The following is a 16,442-nucleotide window of genomic DNA, read 5'->3' as shown; positions in this document are numbered from 1 at the left end:
CTTTTTTATTGGTGGTACCCCACCTCATCCCGCCGTTCCTGGATGTGTTCATCCGGCGTTTCCGCCACATCCGCTATGCCACTGTTGCCGGCATCAAGGTGGCGGCCACTGTATGCATGCATATGTGGCGGCCCTGGTAACGGTTGCGCGCATGACCCAAACGACAACAGCAGAAAAAACCAGGCGGCCAGCGGCATCTTCCTCATCATCAACTCACCTGCACAATGATCCAAAAGTGCGACCAGCGTGCCTGAACCGATGCAAATTAATGTCAGCGCCACGCAAAGCTACGTGGGCAGCATTGAGCAGATGCGAACAATTATGCCTGTGATTTACGTGCCTTATAGCGCGCCACCATGGTTATCAAGGCCTGGTAGATCAAGCCTGCATACAGGCTCATGACTACCGCCATGCCAGGTTCTTTGCCTTGACTCTGCCAGGAGACGAACCACATAAAAATGCCCCATAGCAGCGAAAACAGCAGCCAGCCTTTAACAAATTTCATCACGCCCTGCATCGTACCCTCCTTTAGATGAGCGCTGACGATAGCGGTTTGTACGCGAGATGACACGAAATGTTGTCTGTGTATGTTAACTGGCTCAAAATTTTGCGGATGGATCGTGGCGGCGCGATTTGTCGCATCGCCCGAGAAGAGGTAATGCCCCACCCGGCGCTTATCTCCGGCACTCGCAATGGCTTAGCTCTTGAAGGGGCATAAGAATCATCTCAAAAAACCGCGCTAAAAACTTAACTTTTATTGCCATGCTTATTATTAGCTAAATAATTATCACTTTACTCAAAAGTGTGGTCATTCTGTCAGAGGCTCACCATGACATGGGGACTGGATTAATTAATCAACTTTTTGCGACGGGCATCCATGAAAGACAGTTTATCGCCTTGACCATTGCACGGCACGGCGTGCCAGTAAAGGCGCACATAGCCGCCCTGGTGCTTCTGCTTACAGCTCTCCGCCACTTCATACGCTAACCGGGAGGCGTTAAACAGGTTCAGATAATGATCGCTTTTAAGGTCATCTATCACGGCCTGCTTGAGATAGGCGTTTATTCGACTGTCGCGCATCATCGACACGAAATCACGAACAGCCGTGTAGGCAAGGTTCCGGCATTGCAGACGTATTTTGCCCTGGCTGTACCTTTCGCAATTCGAAATGTCTGTTTCTACTGAGCTGAAAAGGAGTGAAACCGGAAACTCCGCGGGAGTCATGACTTTTGCCTCGGCCGGATTTCTTTTCGCTGAGAGTTTTATCATGGGATTCAATGTCATTATCTCTCGGGAAACTGGCTCAAGTTCGGTCGGCAACTTACTCAAATCAGCGCTTTCCAGCGGCACATAGGGATCATCTTTCTTGAGTAAGAGACCTGACGGCTGTTCAGATTTCAGTACCGTCTCCGTTGAACCGTGTCCGGTGCAACTTGATAAAACAAAAGCAAAAATCAGTAAAACCCAACGTTTCAAAACAGCATACCTACGCAACAACTCAAAGAGGGCCAAGAGGGTAACGCATCTGCACCCTGAAGATCAGCATTCCGTGACGGCGTTTTGTAACAAAAGTATCTTGTGTTTGAGTGACAGACTCAGGAGCAGCCAGTTGCTGACATTTTCATGGCCTCTAACCTCCGTGGTTACGATCGGTGCTGTCTGTAGTATCAAAGAATAGTTACCTCAGCGTTGCTTATGTACGTCACTCACACTGGCTTAGTTATTAAAGGGTAAAAATGAACAAGAGCACACATATGTGCCCTCTGATAATGAAAACCCCGACGCGCACCGGCAATTAATTTCTCAGTTCGTCAACCACAGGGGCTTATGAATTACGGAAGAAAACTTAAGTCTTCTTCCTTTGGCCCTTAACACTTACAACATTAATGATGTTTTTAGAAATTGTGATTAAGAGAACAATCACGCACATTATTGAAAAAATAGATTTTTAACAGCAATAAATCTCATCAACAAAACCTCATTAAAGCCAAGCTAATTCTAAATTTGAAAGCTATAGTTAGGTCTCACCTGGGATGGTTTATATAGGCATCGCCATGATGTTTTAAGCCAATCTAACTGATAATGATTACCGCCTGATTTCGCGCCACCTCATAAGGGTTATAATATGATTCAATCAGCAAGTAGCATTCAGAAACGCAGCGATGAGAAGCGTGGATTTAAACCTAAAACCTATAAACTCTCTTTGACTGCCATCGAGAAGATAGAGTTACTGGCCCGGGAGAAGGGTGTTTCCCAAGGGACAATCATTGCCGATGCAATAATGAACTATGATGGGTCACAAAAAAGTTAAGCCACGAAATTATTTAATTCAAAACCCCAAGGCCTGGTTAGAGGCTATTTCTGGCATTAAAAGCAATGGAAAAATATTTAGCTTTACGATGATAAGTAGTCCTGCGTAGTAATGACGCTTATCACGCTGATAACAAAAATCCCCTGAAACACGGTGGATATATCGGGATTGGCTTTTCTTTTGCTAACACGACGAATGAAGTGGTCAATAGCTGCACTACAGACCGTGAAAATGAATGCGAGACACGATCAAATTAATGTCCTGGTTGCCAGTCTTCAAAGGTTTGTTAATAATCTGTACGGTTTGTTATTCCCTCCTCATGATTCCCTCAGTGACCTTTAGTTTCTTCCCGGAGGAACGTTTCGCAATATCTTTCACATAGTGGTCCAGGAGGAGTTGGTATTCATTTTCTCGCTTTTTCTTGAGTCGGCCTACGCATGTCTCAATGTTCAGAGCATCATGTTCTGAACAGGTTATGACACCGGCCTTTTCAGGAATACTTATACCAAGACCAGAGCGGTGACAATCAACATCAAAGCAGATGATTAGCATGCATGCCGCACCAACAAAAACGGGAGCCATTGGCTCCCGTTTTGCACTCTACCCGCTAAGGCAGATTACATATTCGCGATAATCGCGTCGCCAAACTCTGAACATTTCAGCAGTTTAGCGCCTTCCATCAGACGTTCGAAGTCATAGGTCACGGTTTTGTTGGCGATTGCGCCTTCCATGCCTTTAACAATCAGGTCTGCGGCTTCGAACCACTCCAGATGACGCAGCATCATCTCAGCGGAGAGGATAACGGAACCTGGGTTCACTTTATCCTGACCCGCATATTTCGGTGCAGTACCGTGGGTCGCTTCGAACAGTGCACATTCGTCACCGATGTTGGCACCCGGTGCGATACCGATACCGCCAACCTGCGCCGCCAGGGCATCAGAGATGTAGTCACCGTTCAGGTTCATACAGGCGATCACGTCGTACTCTGCCGGACGCAGCAGGATCTGTTGCAGGAAGGCGTCAGCGATGACGTCTTTCACGATGATCTCTTTGCCGGTGTTCGGGTTTTTGAACTTCATCCACGGACCGCCATCGATCAGTTCGCCACCGAACTCTTCTTTCACCAGCTGGTAGCCCCAGTCTTTGAAAGAACCTTCGGTGAACTTCATGATGTTGCCTTTGTGCACCAGGGTCAGGGAGTCACGATCGTTAGTGATGGTGTATTCCACTGCGGCACGCACCAGACGTTTGGTGCCTTCTTCTGAACACGGCTTCACGCCGATGCCACACTGCTGCGGGAAGCGAATTTTCTTCACACCCATCTCTTCACGCAGGAACTTGATCACTTTGTCCGCTTCCGGCGTACCGGCTTTCCACTCGATACCGGCATAGATATCTTCGGAGTTTTCACGGAAGATCACCATGTCGGTATCTTCAGGACGTTTTACCGGGCTCGGGGTGCCTTTGTAGTAGCGTACCGGACGCAGACATACGTAGAGGTCCAGCTCCTGACGCAGCGCAACGTTCAGAGAACGAATACCGCCACCAACCGGGGTAGTCAGCGGGCCTTTGATGGCAACGCGATATTCTTTGATTAAATCGAGGGTTTCCTGCGGCAGCCAGACGTCCTGGCCGTAGAGTTCTACTGATTTCTCACCGGTGTAAATTTCCATCCAGGAAATTTTTCGCTCGCCGTTGTAGGCTTTCTTCACAGCGGCATCAACCACTTTCAGCATCACAGGCGAAACGTCAACACCGATGCCGTCACCTTCAATGTAGGGGATGATCGGGTTATTAGGTACTACCAGTTTGCCCTGATCCAGGGTGATTTTCTGACCTTCCGCCGGAACAACTACTTTGCTTTCCATTAACCTCTCCTTCGAGCGATTTTTTGTTAATGATTTGTAAGATGCGCGTCAATACTACTTGAATATTTCCGCCGCGCCAATCACCGCAGTTTCGCGTTATAATGCGCTGATTGTCACCGACTGCAAAGCCCATGCGAAAAACTTCTCAACGAATTCACCAGGATAAACGATTCAGCGGCCCGGCACGTAAGCCTGTCCGCCGTGATACGCGGCCCAAAGGCCCGGTACGCGTCATACTCTTTAACAAACCTTTCGATGTTTTACCGCAATTTAGCGATGAGGACGGACGCCGGACGCTCAAGGATTTCGTGCCCGTCACCGACGTCTACGCCGCAGGCCGCCTCGATCGCGACAGCGAAGGGCTGATGGTGTTAACCAATGATGGCGCACTCCAGGCACGGTTGACACAGCCCGGTAAACGGACCGGGAAAATCTATTTTGTGCAGGTGGAAGGCGAACCGCAGGAATCAGATTTATCCCGCCTGCGCGCGGGCGTGACGCTGAATGATGGCCCCACCCTGCCTGCCGGTGTCGAGCGCGTCGCCGAGCCGGAATGGCTGTGGCCACGCCAGCCGCCGATTCGCGAACGCAAAGCTATCCCCACCAGTTGGCTGAAGATCACCTTATATGAAGGGCGTAACCGTCAGGTGCGACGCATGACGGCACACATAGGTTTCCCTACCCTGCGCCTGATTCGCTATGCCTTGGGGGAACATCAGCTGGATAATCTGGCACCGGGCGAATGGCGTGATATCAGCGCACAATTTTCAATAACTTCAGGTTAACAATCCGGGAGGATCGATGTTTAAACCTCATGTCACGGTGGCGTGTCTGGTGCAGGCACAAGGTCAGTTGCTGGTGGTGGAAGAACAGGTCAATGGCCGCGCTACCTGGAATCAGCCCGCCGGTCATCTGGAAGCGGATGAAACCCTGTTGGAAGCGGTACAACGCGAGCTGTTTGAAGAGACCGGCATCACCGCCACGCCGGACTATTTTCTCGGTGTGCAGCAGTGGATCGCCCCGGATAATACGCCTTTTGTGCGGTTCCTGTTTGGCCTGGATCTGGCAGAAACGGTCGCCACTACGCCACATGACGATGACATCGATTGCTGCTGGTGGCTGACGCCAGAGCAGATTATCAGCGCCGATAAGCTGCGTTCGCCGCTGGTGGCGGAAAGTGTGCGGCTGTGGCAACAGGGGGCACGCTATCCTCTGCAACTGGTTGCTCCGTTCCAGTGGCCATTTCACGAGGGTGCGCACCCGGCTTCCGCGTGCTAGAATACGCCGCCTGTTTTTATCGTAATCAAGAGTGCGTCATGTCTGACAACAGCCAGAAAAAAGTGATCGTCGGTATGTCCGGCGGCGTCGATTCTTCCGTTTCCGCCTGGTTACTGCAACAGCAGGGTTATCAGGTCGAGGGCCTGTTCATGAAGAACTGGGAGGAAGACGACGGCGAGGAGTATTGCACTGCCGCTGACGACCTGGCTGATGCGCAGGCCGTATGTGACAAACTCGGTATCAAATTGCACAAAGTTAACTTCGCCGCCGAGTACTGGGACAATGTTTTTGAGCATTTCCTCGAAGAGTACAAAGCTGGTCGTACGCCGAACCCCGATATTCTCTGCAACAAAGAGATCAAATTTAAAGCGTTTCTCGAATTCGCCGCTGAAGATCTCGGTGCTGACTTTATCGCGACCGGCCACTATGTGCGTCGTCAGGATGTTGACGGCCAAAGCCGCCTGCTGCGCGGCCTCGACGGCAATAAAGATCAGAGTTACTTCCTGTACACCCTGAGCCATGAGCAGGTTGCGCAAAGCCTGTTCCCGGTGGGTGAGCTGGAAAAACCAGAAGTGCGTCGCATTGCCGAGCAGCTTGATCTGATCACCGCGAAGAAAAAAGATTCCACCGGCATCTGCTTTATTGGCGAACGCAAATTCCGCGATTTCCTTGGTCGCTATCTCCCGGCTCAACCGGGCGAGATTGAAACCGTTGACGGCGAAATCGTCGGTGAGCATCAGGGCCTGATGTACCACACCCTGGGCCAGCGCAAAGGATTGGGCATTGGTGGTCGTAAAGAAAGCAATGACGATCCCTGGTACGTGGTCGATAAAGACGTCGCCCGTAACCGTCTGATTGTGGCGCAGGGTGGTGATCATCCGCGTTTGATGTCCGTGGGGCTGATTGCCCAGCAGTTGCATTGGGTGGATCGTCAACCGATTACCGCGCCGCTGCGTTGCACGGTGAAAACCCGTTACCGCCAGACCGATATCCCGTGCGAAATTTTCCCGCACGGCGATGACCGTATTGAAGTGCGTTTTGATGAGCCGGTTGCGGCTGTCACGCCGGGCCAGTCTGCCGTGTTTTACCTCGGTGACGTTTGCCTGGGTGGCGGCATTATTGAACAGCGTCTGCCCTGGGCAGCGGCCTAAGGTCGGCGCTGCCGACGCGTATACAGGAGTAACCGTGGCTAAGAACTATTATGAGATAACGCTGGCACTGGCGGGCGTCTGCCAGGCTGCGCATCTGGTGCAGCAGCTGGCGCATCAGGGTACCTGCAATAATGACGCGCTGAGCGTGTCACTGCGCAGCCTGCTTGATCTCAATCCCGACTCAACGCTGGCGGTGTATGGCAATGATGAGGCCAACCTGCGGCTCGGGCTGGAGACGCTAATGGCGGTGCTGAACAGCAGCAGCCGCCAGGGTGCCGGTGCAGAATTAACGCGTTACACCCTGAGCCTGATGGTACTGGAGCGCAAACTGCACGGGAACAAACAGGCATTGAACACCCTGGCCCAGCGCATCAGCCAGTTGGATCGCCAACTGGCGCACTATGAACTGGAATCCGACACCATCACCAGCGCGATGGCTGCGATTTATGTCGATGTGATTAGCCCGCTTGGCCCACGTATTCAGGTGACCGGCTCCCCACAGGTGCTGCAAAGCCCACAGATTCAGGGCCGTGTGCGCGCCGCGCTGCTGGCGGGTATCCGTTCTGCCGTATTATGGCAGCAGGTCGGTGGTGGCCGCCTGCAACTGATGTTCTCGCGTCAGCGTTTGCTGAGTGAGGCAAAAACCATTTTATCCCGGCTGGGAACGGCGTATTAAACGTCTTTCCGGCATTACGCTTTGTTAAACGATTCAGGAGTTGCACTGATGGAATTATCCTCTCTGACCGCCGTCTCACCTGTCGATGGTCGTTACGGCGATAAAGTCAGCCCGCTGCGCGCGATTTTCAGCGAATACGGTTTGCTGAAATTCCGCGTTGAGGTTGAAGTTCGCTGGTTACAGAAACTGGCCGCGACCGCAGAGATCAAGGAAGTTCCTGCATTTGATGCTGACGCAAACGCTTTCCTTGACGCTATCGTCGCCAATTTCAATGAAACTGACGCAGCGCGCATCAAAACCATCGAGCGCACCACCAACCACGACGTGAAAGCGGTGGAATACTTTCTGAAAGAGAAAGTGGCCGACGTCCCTGCCCTGCACGCGGTATCTGAGTTTATCCACTTCGCCTGTACTTCCGAAGATATCAACAACCTGTCGCACGCGCTGATGCTGGAAACTGCCCGCCGTGACGTGATTCTGCCGTACTGGAGCAAAATCATTGCCGCAGTGAAAGGCCTGGCGCAGGAATATCGCGACATTCCGCTGCTGTCGCGTACCCACGGCCAGCCTGCCACCCCGTCCACTATGGGTAAAGAGATGGCGAACGTCGCTTACCGTATGGAGCGTCAGCTGCGTCAGCTGGGCAACATCGAAGTGCTGGGCAAAATCAATGGTGCGGTAGGTAACTACAACGCCCACATCGCTGCCTATCCGGAAGTGGACTGGCACCAGCTGAGCGAAGCCTTCGTTACCTCTCTGGGCATCACCTGGAACCCCTACACCACGCAGATTGAGCCGCACGACTACATTGCTGAAATGTTCGACTGCATCGCACGTTTCAACACCATTCTGATCGACTTTGATCGCGATATCTGGGGCTACGTGGCGCTCAACCACTTCAAACAGAAAACTATCGCCGGTGAGATTGGTTCTTCGACCATGCCGCACAAAGTTAACCCGATCGACTTCGAAAACTCCGAAGGTAACCTCGGTCTGGCGAATGCGGTGATGCAACATCTGGCCAGCAAACTGCCGGTTTCGCGCTGGCAGCGTGATTTGACCGACTCCACCGTCCTGCGTAACCTGGGTGTTGGCGTGGGTTATGCGCTGATTGCCTACCAGGCGACGCTGAAAGGCATCTCTAAGCTGGAAGTGAACCGCGATCGTCTGCTTGACGAGCTGGATCACAACTGGGAAGTTCTGGCGGAGCCAATCCAGACGGTAATGCGTCGTTATGGCATCGAGAAGCCGTACGAGAAACTGAAAGAGCTGACGCGCGGTAAACGCGTGGATGCGGCCGGTATGCAGGCGTTTATCGATAGCCTGGAACTGCCGGAAGAAGAAAAAGTGCGTCTGAAACAGATGACGCCGGCAAACTACCTTGGCCGTGCGGTCCAGATGGTTGACGACCTGAAGTAATCGCCACCCACGCAGGCGCGCCGCGGCTCGCCTGCGTTAATCTGCGGTTTAGCTGACCTGGCATATACTTTTCTCCATCAATGTGTTGAAAGTAAGGAAATGCTATGCGTGTTCTGGTTGTGGAAGATAATGCGCTGCTGCGTCATCATCTCGCCGTGCAATTGCGCGAAATGGGCCATCAGGTGGATGCCGCAGAAGATGCGAAAGAAGCCGATTATTTTCTCCAGGAGCATGTGCCGGATATTGCGCTGGTCGATCTCGGCCTGCCGGGCGAAGACGGTATGTCACTGATCCGCCGCTGGCGTGGTGATGCTATTCGCCAACCGATTCTGGTGCTGACCGCGCGTGAAGGCTGGCAGGCAAAAGTGGAGGCGCTGGAAGCCGGTGCCGACGACTATGTCACCAAACCTTTCCATATCGAAGAAGTGGCAGCACGTTTGCAAGCGCTGATGCGTCGTAACAGCGGTCATGCTTCCCAGATTATCTCGATGCCCCCGTTTCAGGTTGACCTCTCGCGTCGCGAGCTGACCATCAATGAAGAACAGGTCAAACTGACGGCGTTTGAATACACCATCGTGGAAACCCTGATCCGCAACGCCGGTAAAGTGGTCAGCAAAGATTCGCTGATGTTGCAGCTTTATCCCGACGCCGAACTGCGTGAAAGTCATACCATTGATGTGCTGATGGGGCGTCTGCGTAAAAAAATTCTCGCGCTCTATCCGACGGAAGTGATTAACACCGTACGCGGCCAGGGCTATCGCTTCGATCTCTGATAAATGAACTGGTTGCGTCGTCTGCGTCCCTTCTCACTGCGCGCCCGCTTTTTGCTGGCGACGGCAGCCATTGTGTTGTTTCTGTCGCTCTCCTACGGCATGGTTGCCGTGGTGGGTTATGTGGTGAGTTTTGATAAGAACACCTACCGCGTGATGCGAGGCGAGAGCAACCTGTTCTTTACCCTCGCCCAATGGCAGGACAACAAACTCACCATTGCTCAGCCTGAGCGCATGACGCTGAATTTCCCGACGCTGGTGTTTATCTACGATGAACACGGCAAATTGCTGTGGCAACAGCGCGATGTCCCGGAGATTCGCAAGAAAATTCAGCGCGAGTGGTTACTCAAACCAGATTTTTACGAAATTGATACCAGCAATCGTACCAGCCTGGCGGCGATGGGGAATAACCCGGTGGCGCAGAGGCAATTACACGCCTGGGATACCGACAGCAACGACACCTTTACCCACTCGGTTGCCGTCAATCGCTACGATGCCACCACCAACTTACCGGCGCTGACGATTGTGGTAGTCGATTCGATCCCGCAGGAACTGCAACATTCGGATGTGGTGTGGTCATGGTTTAGCTATGTGCTGGCCGCGAATCTGCTGCTGGTGATCCCGTTACTGTGGCTGGCCGCGCACTGGAGCCTGCGACCCATTGGCGATCTCACTTCTCAGGTCCGCGAGCTGGAAACCAGCCAGCGTGAAAACCTCGATGATAATCCTCCGCAGGAACTGAAGAGCCTGGTTCGCAACCTGAATTTGCTGCTTTCCAACGAACGACAGCGTTATACGCGCTATCGCACCACACTGTCCGATCTCACCCACAGCCTGAAAACCCCACTGGCGGTGTTGCAGAGTACGCTACGTTCACTACGCAGTGGCAAAGAGCTGACTGTGGAACAAGCCGAACCGGTGATGCTGGAACAAATCAGCCGTATCTCGCAGCAAATTGGTTATTACCTGCATCGCGCCACCATGCAGGCCGACCATAACCCGTTGCAGCGCGACCTCCATTCCGTCTCCGCGTTGCTCGACAGCCTGTGCTCGGCGTTAAACAAGGTTTATCAACGCAAAGGGGTGGAAATCACCCTCGATATCTCCCCTGAGCTGACCTTTATCGGTGATCAAAACGATTTCATGGAAGTGCTGGGCAACGTACTGGATAACGCCTGCAAATATTGCCTGGAGTTTATTGAGGTCACCGCGCGCCAGACAGACAAAGCCCTGCATCTGTATATCGACGACGATGGTCCCGGCATTCCCGAAAGTAAGCGGGATTTAATCTTTGTACGCGGGCAGCGCGCCGATACGCTGCGTCCCGGCCAGGGCCTGGGTTTGGCGGTGGTGCGCGATATTCTGGAACAATATGCCGGTCAGGTTATCGCCACCACCAGCCCGCTGGGCGGTGCCCGTATGGAAGTCATCTTCCAACGTCAGGAAGTTGAACATCGTCGCGAGTAGAACGGCACGCGGGCTGTTATACTTGCAGGCATTCATGGCCCTAACCGGAACCCTTCTATGGATTATCAGCTCGATCTTAACTGGCCCGACTTTATTCAGCGCTACTGGCAAAAACGCCCGGTGGTGCTCAAACGTGGTTTTAAAAACTTTATTGACCCTATTTCTCCTGATGAGCTGGCCGGTCTGGCAATGGAAAACGAGGTGGATAGCCGCCTGGTGAGCCACAACAACGGCAAATGGCAGGTAAGCCACGGTCCGTTTGAAAGTTACGATCATCTCGGCGAAAACAACTGGTCGCTGCTGGTGCAGGCGGTGAACCACTGGCATGAGCCTTCTGCGGCGCTGATGCGTCCGTTCCGCTTCTTGCCCGACTGGCGCATTGACGATCTGATGATCTCCTTTGCCGTGCCGGGCGGCGGCGTAGGTCCCCATTTCGACCAGTATGATGTGTTTATTATTCAGGGCACCGGACGTCGTCGCTGGCGCGTTGGCGAGAAAGTGCCGATGAAACAGCATTGCCCGCACCCGGACCTGCTCCAGGTGGAACCCTTTGATGCCATCATCGATGAAGAGATGGAACCGGGCGATATTCTCTATATTCCGCCGGGATTCCCGCACGAAGGTTACTCGCTGGAAAACGCGCTGAACTACTCGGTAGGCTTCCGTGCCCCCAGTGGCCGTGAACTGATCAGCGGTTTTGCCGACTATGTGCTGGCGCATGAGCTGGGCAGCTATCGTTATAGCGATCCCGATGTCCCAACGCGTGATTGTCCATCGCAAATCCTGCCATCAGAAGTGGAAGGCATCCGTGCGGCGATGTTGGATGTGATCAATCAGCCGGAACAATTTAACCAGTGGTTTGGCGAATTTATTTCCCAGTCACGTCACGAACTGGATATCGCGCCACCCGAGCCGCCGTATCAGCCAGATGAGATCTACGACGCCCTGCAACAGGGGGACGCCCTGACCCGTCTTGGCGGTCTGCGTGTGTTGACGCTGGGTGATGTGGTGTTCGTTAACGGTGAAAGCGTGGCTTGTAGCCACCCGGAAGTGCTGGCGGCGCTGGCCAATCGTCAGGTGTTGACGCTGGAAGATTTTGGTACTGCGTTGGATGACCCGTCGCTGTTGGCGCAGCTCGCTGCACTGGTCAACAGTGGCTACTGGTTCTTCGCGGACTAACAACAGTATGCACCGAACCGTCACGGCGCGATAAACGCGCCGTGACGGACGTTATTTCTTCTCTGCCACCAGCGCTGCAAGGCGCACAATCACATCCACCGCCTGGGCCATCACGTTGAGTGAAGCAAACTCATGTTTGCCGTGATAGTTGTAGCCACCGGTAAACAGATTCGGGCACGGTAAACCTTTCCACGACAACGCTGAACCGTCAGTACCGCCGCGAATCGGTTTCACGTTTGGCTCGATGCCGCAATCACGCATCGCCTGCAACGCCAGCTCGATAATATGCGGGTGTGGCTCCACCTTCTCCCGCATATTGCGATAGCTGTCGCTGATCTCGACTTTTACCGAACACTCGCCGTGTAATCCCTTGCTGACCCGACGGCCAATCTCTTCCAGCAGCTGTTTACGTTTCGCGTAGTTGTCGGCGTCAAAGTCACGGATGATGTATTGCATCTCGGCATGTTCTACCGTGCCTTTGATGTTGTGCAGATGATAGAAACCTTCATAACCTTCGGTAAACTGGGGTTTTTCCTGCGCCGGAACCTCAGCATGGAAACGCATCGCCAGCTCCAGCGCATTCACCATCACGCCTTTCGCGGTGCCGGGATGCACATTGTTACCGACGATTTTCACCACGGCTGACGCGGCATTAAAGTTCTCGAATTCGAATTCGCCAAGGTCGCTACCATCAACGGTATAAGCCCAGTCGGCGGCAAAATTCTCGATGTCGAAGTACGACGTACCACGACCAATCTCTTCATCCGGCGTAAAGGCGACACGAATCGCACCGTGCGGGATATCCCCTTTGGCAAGGCGCGCCATCGCCGTCATTATTTCCGCCACCCCGGCCTTATCATCGGCACCCAGCAGGGTTTTACCGTCGGTAGTAACCAGCGTATGACCAATCAATTTATGCAATATCGGGAACATCACTGGCGAAAGAATTTCGTCCCCATTGCCGAGGGCAATATCGCCGCCACGGTAGTTCTCAATAATCTGCGGATTGACATTCTTCGCGGTGAAATCCGGCGAGGTGTCCATATGCGAGATAAAGCCAATCACCGGGGTCGGCCAGTCAACATTCGCCGGTAAGGTACCCATCACGCAGCAATGGTCGCTTAAAGTCACATCAACAAAACCCAGAGCCAGCAGTTCTTCCTGTAACTGACGTGCCAGCGTCCACTGCCCTTCGCTGCTTGGCACCTGTCGTGCCTGCGGTTTTGATTGGGTTTCTACCGCCACATAACTGAGAAAGCGCTCAAGTAATTGATCCATCGGTCATCCCTCTAAAGAACCTGCATTATTATCATAGGTCGCTGGTGACGCGATGTTGCGTCAAATCATTATCCATCAGGTTAGTCCTGTCCTGATGATTTGCTTAATCATCAAATAAAGAAAGATGACTTCCCTGCCAGCGTGTGTCCGTACAGCATACTCCGATTTTTTTCAGACTTTTCAAGGTAATTCCTCGCTGAAACATGGCATTGGTGCTTTTTTCAGGTATTATCCCGCCCTTCATCACGGCAGGCCGTTACCAACGACTATGCTGTAATCAGATCATTTTCAGACTGAGTGACTAAAATGACGCAAACACGCGCGCAACAAGCGCTGGTTACGCTTTCTGGCATCAGTAAAGCTTTCGATGGTAAATCCATCATCTCCGACTTTCAGCTGACTATCCGCCACGGCGAATTTATCACCCTGCTGGGTCCCTCCGGCTGTGGCAAAACCACGATCCTGCGTCTGATAGCCGGACTGGAAGAGGCCGATAACGGTCGCATTATCCTTGATGACAACGATATCACCGACACGCCCGCCGAGCACCGCCATATCAACACCGTGTTTCAGAGCTATGCGCTGTTTCCGCATATGTCGGTATTTGAGAACGTCGCTTTTGGCCTGCGGATGCAGAAAACCCCGACGGATGAGATAACCCGGCGCGTCAACGAGGCGCTGGCGATGGTGCAGCTGGAAAGTTTTGCGCAGCGTCGCCCTCATCAGCTCTCTGGCGGCCAACAGCAGCGCGTGGCAATCGCCCGTGCGGTGGTGAATCGGCCAAAAGTCTTGCTGCTTGACGAGTCGTTGTCGGCACTGGATTACAAACTGCGTAAGCAGATGCAAAACGAACTGAAAGCGTTGCAGCGTAAGCTGGGTATCACTTTTGTCTTTGTCACCCATGATCAGGAAGAAGCCCTGACCATGTCGGATCGCATCGTGGTGATGCGTGATGGACGGATTGAACAGGATGGCACGCCCCGCGAGATTTATGAAGAACCCGCCAATCTGTTTGTCGCCCGATTTATCGGTGAAATCAACGTGTTTGATGCCGAGGTGTTGAACAGCGATAACGCACCCTGTGTTCGCGCACGCGTGGAAGGTCGGGAATGTGAGATCCACTGCCCTTTCCCGGTCGTCGCGGGTGATAAATTGCATGTTCTGCTGCGCCCGGAAGATTTGCGTGTGGAAGAGATAGCCGACGACAGCCCCAGCGACCAGCTGATCGGCTATGTTCGCGAACGCAACTACAAAGGCATGACGCTGGAATCTACCGTCGAACTGGAAAACGGTAAGTTGCTTACGGTGAGTGAGTTCTTTAATGAGGACGATCCCGATTTTGACCACTCGCTAAACCAAAAAATGGCGGTGAGCTGGGTGCAAAGCTGGGAGGTGGTGCTGCCGTATGAAACTGATGCGTAATCGCCTGCAAAATTTTATTGTGGCAATGATTGTCGGCTGGCTGGCGCTGTTCGTGTTGCTGCCAAACCTGATGATCTTTGTCACCAGCTTTCTGACGCGTGACGATGCGCATTTCGTCAGCATGGTGTTTACCCTCAGTAACTACAGCCGTCTGGTCGACCCGTTATATGCCGAGGTGCTGCTGCATTCGCTGAATATGGCGGTGATTGCCACCCTCTGCTGCCTGCTGCTGGGTTATCCCTTCGCCTGGTGCCTGACCAGGCTGTCGCCCCGCCTGCGGCCGTTGATGTTGTTTCTGCTGATCGTGCCGTTCTGGACCAACTCGTTGATCCGCATCTACGGCCTGAAAATTTTTCTCAGCACCCGCGGCTGGCTGAATGATTTTTTGTTGTGGCTCGGGGTGATCGATGAACCTTTTCGCATTATGTACACGCCGCAAGCGGTGATCCTCGGGCTGATTTATATCCTGCTGCCGTTTATGGTGCTACCACTCTACTCCAGCCTGGAAAAACTGGACCGATCCTGTCTTGAGGCGGCGCGGGATCTCGGCGCGAATACGCTGCAACGCTTTATCCGCATCATTTTGCCGCTTACCATGCCGGGGATTGTTGCCGGTTGCCTGCTGGTGTTGATCCCGGCAATGGGTCTGTTCTACGTCTCCGATTTGATGGGTGGCGCCAGAAATCTGCTGATTGGTAACGTGATTAAAAGCCAGTTTCTCAACATCCGTGACTGGCCGTTTGGGGCCGCCACCAGCATCGTAATGACGCTGCTGATGGGGCTGATGCTGTTGTTTTACTGGCGCGCGGCGCGACTGCTGAATAACAAAGTGGAGCTGCAATAATGGCACGCTGGTTACGCGGCAGCTTTATGGCCGTCATTTACGCCTGGTTTTATATTCCGATCATTATCCTGATCGTCAATTCGTTTAATGCGTCGCGCTTTGGCATCAACTGGCAGGGATTCAGTACCCAGTGGTACGGGTTGCTGATCAACAACGACAGTTTGCTCCAGGCGGCACAACATTCGCTGCTGATGGGGGTGCTCTCCGCCAGCTGCGCCACGATTATCGGTTCCCTGACGGCAGTCGCGCTGTATCGTTATCGTTTTCGCGGCAAACCTTTCGTCAGCGGCATGTTGTTCGTGGTAATGATGTCACCCGACATTGTGATGGCGATTTCGCTGCTGGTGCTGTTTATGTTGCTGGGCATCTCACTCGGCTTCTGGTCGCTGTTGTTTTCGCATATCACCTTTTGCCTGCCGTTTGTCGTCATTACCGTGTATTCACGTCTGAAAGGGTTTGATGTGCGTATGCTGGAGGCCGCCAGGGATCTCGGCGCCAGTGAACTCATCATCCTGCGCAAGATATTGCTGCCGCTGGCGCTGCCCGCGGTGGCTGCCGGGTGGCTGTTGAGCTTTACCCTGTCGATGGACGATGTAGTGGTTTCCTCCTTCGTCACCGGCCCAACGTTTGAAATTCTGCCGTTGAAAATTTACTCGATGGTGAAAGTCGGCGTCTCGCCCGAGGTGAACGCGCTGGCGACAATTTTGCTGCTACTGTCGCTGCTGTTGGTGGCAGCCAGTCAGCTGTTATTGCGCGATAAAACTAAATAGAGGACAACC

18 protein-coding genes are annotated in these 16,442 nt (G+C 53.1%); 12 read left to right on the top strand and 6 right to left on the bottom strand.

The window, feature by feature from the left end; translation table 11 throughout:
- Positions 1 to 5: 5 nt before the first annotated feature.
- The 3 genes from AC6I8N_RS08545 to AC6I8N_RS08535 all read right to left on the bottom strand — a co-directional run bounded on the left by AC6I8N_RS08545 (position 6) and on the right by AC6I8N_RS08535 (position 1,476).
- Positions 6 to 281: a hypothetical protein gene (locus tag AC6I8N_RS08545; RefSeq protein ID WP_235056625.1), complete on the bottom strand. Its 276-nt coding sequence runs from the start codon at positions 279 to 281 to the stop codon at positions 6 to 8.
- A gap of 38 nt (positions 282 to 319) precedes the next feature.
- Positions 320 to 517: a DUF6404 family protein gene (locus AC6I8N_RS08540; protein ID WP_021185645.1), complete on the bottom strand. Its 198-nt coding sequence runs from the start codon at positions 515 to 517 to the stop codon at positions 320 to 322.
- Positions 518 to 846: 329 nt separating this feature from the next.
- Positions 847 to 1,476, bottom strand: a complete 630-nt coding sequence (locus AC6I8N_RS08535) for a hypothetical protein (RefSeq protein ID WP_497830496.1) — start codon at positions 1,474 to 1,476, stop codon at positions 847 to 849.
- A gap of 649 nt (positions 1,477 to 2,125) precedes the next feature.
- Here AC6I8N_RS08535 and AC6I8N_RS08530 point away from each other — a divergent pair.
- Entirely contained in the window at positions 2,126 to 2,311 is a 186-nt protein-coding gene (locus tag AC6I8N_RS08530) for a ribbon-helix-helix protein, CopG family (protein WP_208725265.1), read from the top strand.
- 306 nt (positions 2,312 to 2,617) lie between these two features.
- Here AC6I8N_RS08530 and AC6I8N_RS08525 read toward each other — a convergent pair whose 3' ends face one another.
- Positions 2,618 to 2,863, bottom strand: a complete 246-nt coding sequence (locus tag AC6I8N_RS08525; protein ID WP_497830674.1) for an antiterminator Q family protein — start codon at positions 2,861 to 2,863, stop codon at positions 2,618 to 2,620.
- A gap of 65 nt (positions 2,864 to 2,928) precedes the next feature.
- Positions 2,929 to 4,179, bottom strand: coding sequence for an NADP-dependent isocitrate dehydrogenase (gene icd, locus AC6I8N_RS08520; protein WP_013508701.1), 1,251 nt, complete (start codon positions 4,177 to 4,179; stop codon positions 2,929 to 2,931).
- Between the two features lie 131 nt (positions 4,180 to 4,310).
- Here icd and rluE point away from each other — a divergent pair, with 131 nt between their 5' ends.
- From rluE to AC6I8N_RS08480, 8 genes are all read left to right on the top strand, one after another.
- Positions 4,311 to 4,964, top strand: a complete 654-nt coding sequence (rluE, locus tag AC6I8N_RS08515; protein ID WP_497830495.1) for a 23S rRNA pseudouridine(2457) synthase RluE — start codon at positions 4,311 to 4,313, stop codon at positions 4,962 to 4,964.
- Positions 4,965 to 4,980: 16 nt separating this feature from the next.
- Positions 4,981 to 5,457, top strand: coding sequence for an NUDIX domain-containing protein (locus AC6I8N_RS08510; protein ID WP_497830494.1), 477 nt, complete (start codon positions 4,981 to 4,983; stop codon positions 5,455 to 5,457).
- A 38-nt stretch (positions 5,458 to 5,495) separates the two neighbouring features.
- A complete protein-coding gene (gene mnmA, locus AC6I8N_RS08505) occupies positions 5,496 to 6,608 on the top strand; it encodes a tRNA 2-thiouridine(34) synthase MnmA (protein ID WP_497830493.1) in 1,113 nt (370 codons plus the stop codon).
- Positions 6,609 to 6,642: 34 nt separating this feature from the next.
- Positions 6,643 to 7,284, top strand: a complete 642-nt coding sequence (gene hflD, locus AC6I8N_RS08500) for a high frequency lysogenization protein HflD (protein WP_497830492.1) — start codon at positions 6,643 to 6,645, stop codon at positions 7,282 to 7,284.
- Between the two features lie 48 nt (positions 7,285 to 7,332).
- Positions 7,333 to 8,703 (top strand): adenylosuccinate lyase, encoded by a 1,371-nt coding sequence (gene purB / locus AC6I8N_RS08495; protein WP_021185639.1) that lies wholly within the window; start codon positions 7,333 to 7,335, stop codon positions 8,701 to 8,703.
- Positions 8,704 to 8,807: 104 nt separating this feature from the next.
- Complete coding sequence (gene phoP / locus AC6I8N_RS08490) at positions 8,808 to 9,476, top strand: two-component system response regulator PhoP (RefSeq protein ID WP_021185638.1); 669 nt, start codon at positions 8,808 to 8,810, stop codon at positions 9,474 to 9,476.
- Positions 9,477 to 9,479: 3 nt separating this feature from the next.
- Complete coding sequence (gene phoQ, locus AC6I8N_RS08485) at positions 9,480 to 10,940, top strand: two-component system sensor histidine kinase PhoQ (RefSeq protein WP_021185637.1); 1,461 nt, start codon at positions 9,480 to 9,482, stop codon at positions 10,938 to 10,940.
- A gap of 57 nt (positions 10,941 to 10,997) precedes the next feature.
- Positions 10,998 to 12,119: a ribosomal protein uL16 3-hydroxylase gene (locus tag AC6I8N_RS08480; protein WP_208725260.1), complete on the top strand. Its 1,122-nt coding sequence runs from the start codon at positions 10,998 to 11,000 to the stop codon at positions 12,117 to 12,119.
- 51 nt (positions 12,120 to 12,170) lie between these two features.
- On the opposite strand, the gene pepT is transcribed toward AC6I8N_RS08480, so the two are convergent.
- The gene (pepT, locus tag AC6I8N_RS08475) at positions 12,171 to 13,397 is read right to left on the bottom strand and encodes a peptidase T (protein WP_021185635.1); all 1,227 of its coding nucleotides are present in this window, start codon (positions 13,395 to 13,397) and stop codon (positions 12,171 to 12,173) included.
- A 306-nt stretch (positions 13,398 to 13,703) separates the two neighbouring features.
- Between pepT and potA the strand changes: the two genes are divergently transcribed.
- From potA to potC, 3 genes are read left to right on the top strand one after another with little or no spacing between them, the layout of a single operon-like run.
- The gene (gene potA, locus AC6I8N_RS08470) at positions 13,704 to 14,819 is read left to right on the top strand and encodes a spermidine/putrescine ABC transporter ATP-binding protein PotA (protein WP_497830491.1); all 1,116 of its coding nucleotides are present in this window, start codon (positions 13,704 to 13,706) and stop codon (positions 14,817 to 14,819) included.
- On the top strand, positions 14,812 to 15,663 hold the full coding sequence (gene potB, locus AC6I8N_RS08465) for a spermidine/putrescine ABC transporter permease PotB (RefSeq protein ID WP_200864680.1): 852 nt from the start codon (positions 14,812 to 14,814) through the stop codon (positions 15,661 to 15,663). The genes potA and potB overlap by 8 nt, the downstream gene beginning before the upstream one ends.
- Positions 15,660 to 16,433: a spermidine/putrescine ABC transporter permease PotC gene (gene potC, locus AC6I8N_RS08460; RefSeq protein WP_497830673.1), complete on the top strand. Its 774-nt coding sequence runs from the start codon at positions 15,660 to 15,662 to the stop codon at positions 16,431 to 16,433. Before potB ends, potC begins: the two co-directional genes overlap by 4 nt.
- Positions 16,434 to 16,442 lie beyond the last annotated feature (9 nt).

Source organism: Pantoea sp. X-Soil-TKNS-1279, assembly GCF_059730565.1.
This window is presented reverse-complemented; position numbering and strand designations above follow the sequence as displayed.

Coding starts and splice junctions, on each gene's coding strand:
- icd (WP_013508701.1), bottom strand. CDS start 4,179: ATGGAAAGCAAAGTAGTTGTTCCGGCGGAAGGTCAGAAAATCACCCTG.
- AC6I8N_RS08530 (WP_208725265.1), top strand. CDS start 2,126: ATGATTCAATCAGCAAGTAGCATTCAGAAACGCAGCGATGAGAAGCGT.
- AC6I8N_RS08510 (WP_497830494.1), top strand. CDS start 4,981: ATGTTTAAACCTCATGTCACGGTGGCGTGTCTGGTGCAGGCACAAGGT.
- AC6I8N_RS08540 (WP_021185645.1), bottom strand. CDS start 517: ATGCAGGGCGTGATGAAATTTGTTAAAGGCTGGCTGCTGTTTTCGCTG.
- pepT (WP_021185635.1), bottom strand. CDS start 13,397: ATGGATCAATTACTTGAGCGCTTTCTCAGTTATGTGGCGGTAGAAACC.
- AC6I8N_RS08480 (WP_208725260.1), top strand. CDS start 10,998: ATGGATTATCAGCTCGATCTTAACTGGCCCGACTTTATTCAGCGCTAC.
- mnmA (WP_497830493.1), top strand. CDS start 5,496: ATGTCTGACAACAGCCAGAAAAAAGTGATCGTCGGTATGTCCGGCGGC.
- phoP (WP_021185638.1), top strand. CDS start 8,808: ATGCGTGTTCTGGTTGTGGAAGATAATGCGCTGCTGCGTCATCATCTC.
- potB (WP_200864680.1), top strand. CDS start 14,812: ATGCGTAATCGCCTGCAAAATTTTATTGTGGCAATGATTGTCGGCTGG.
- rluE (WP_497830495.1), top strand. CDS start 4,311: ATGCGAAAAACTTCTCAACGAATTCACCAGGATAAACGATTCAGCGGC.
- purB (WP_021185639.1), top strand. CDS start 7,333: ATGGAATTATCCTCTCTGACCGCCGTCTCACCTGTCGATGGTCGTTAC.
- AC6I8N_RS08525 (WP_497830674.1), bottom strand. CDS start 2,863: ATGCTAATCATCTGCTTTGATGTTGATTGTCACCGCTCTGGTCTTGGT.
- phoQ (WP_021185637.1), top strand. CDS start 9,480: ATGAACTGGTTGCGTCGTCTGCGTCCCTTCTCACTGCGCGCCCGCTTT.
- potA (WP_497830491.1), top strand. CDS start 13,704: ATGACGCAAACACGCGCGCAACAAGCGCTGGTTACGCTTTCTGGCATC.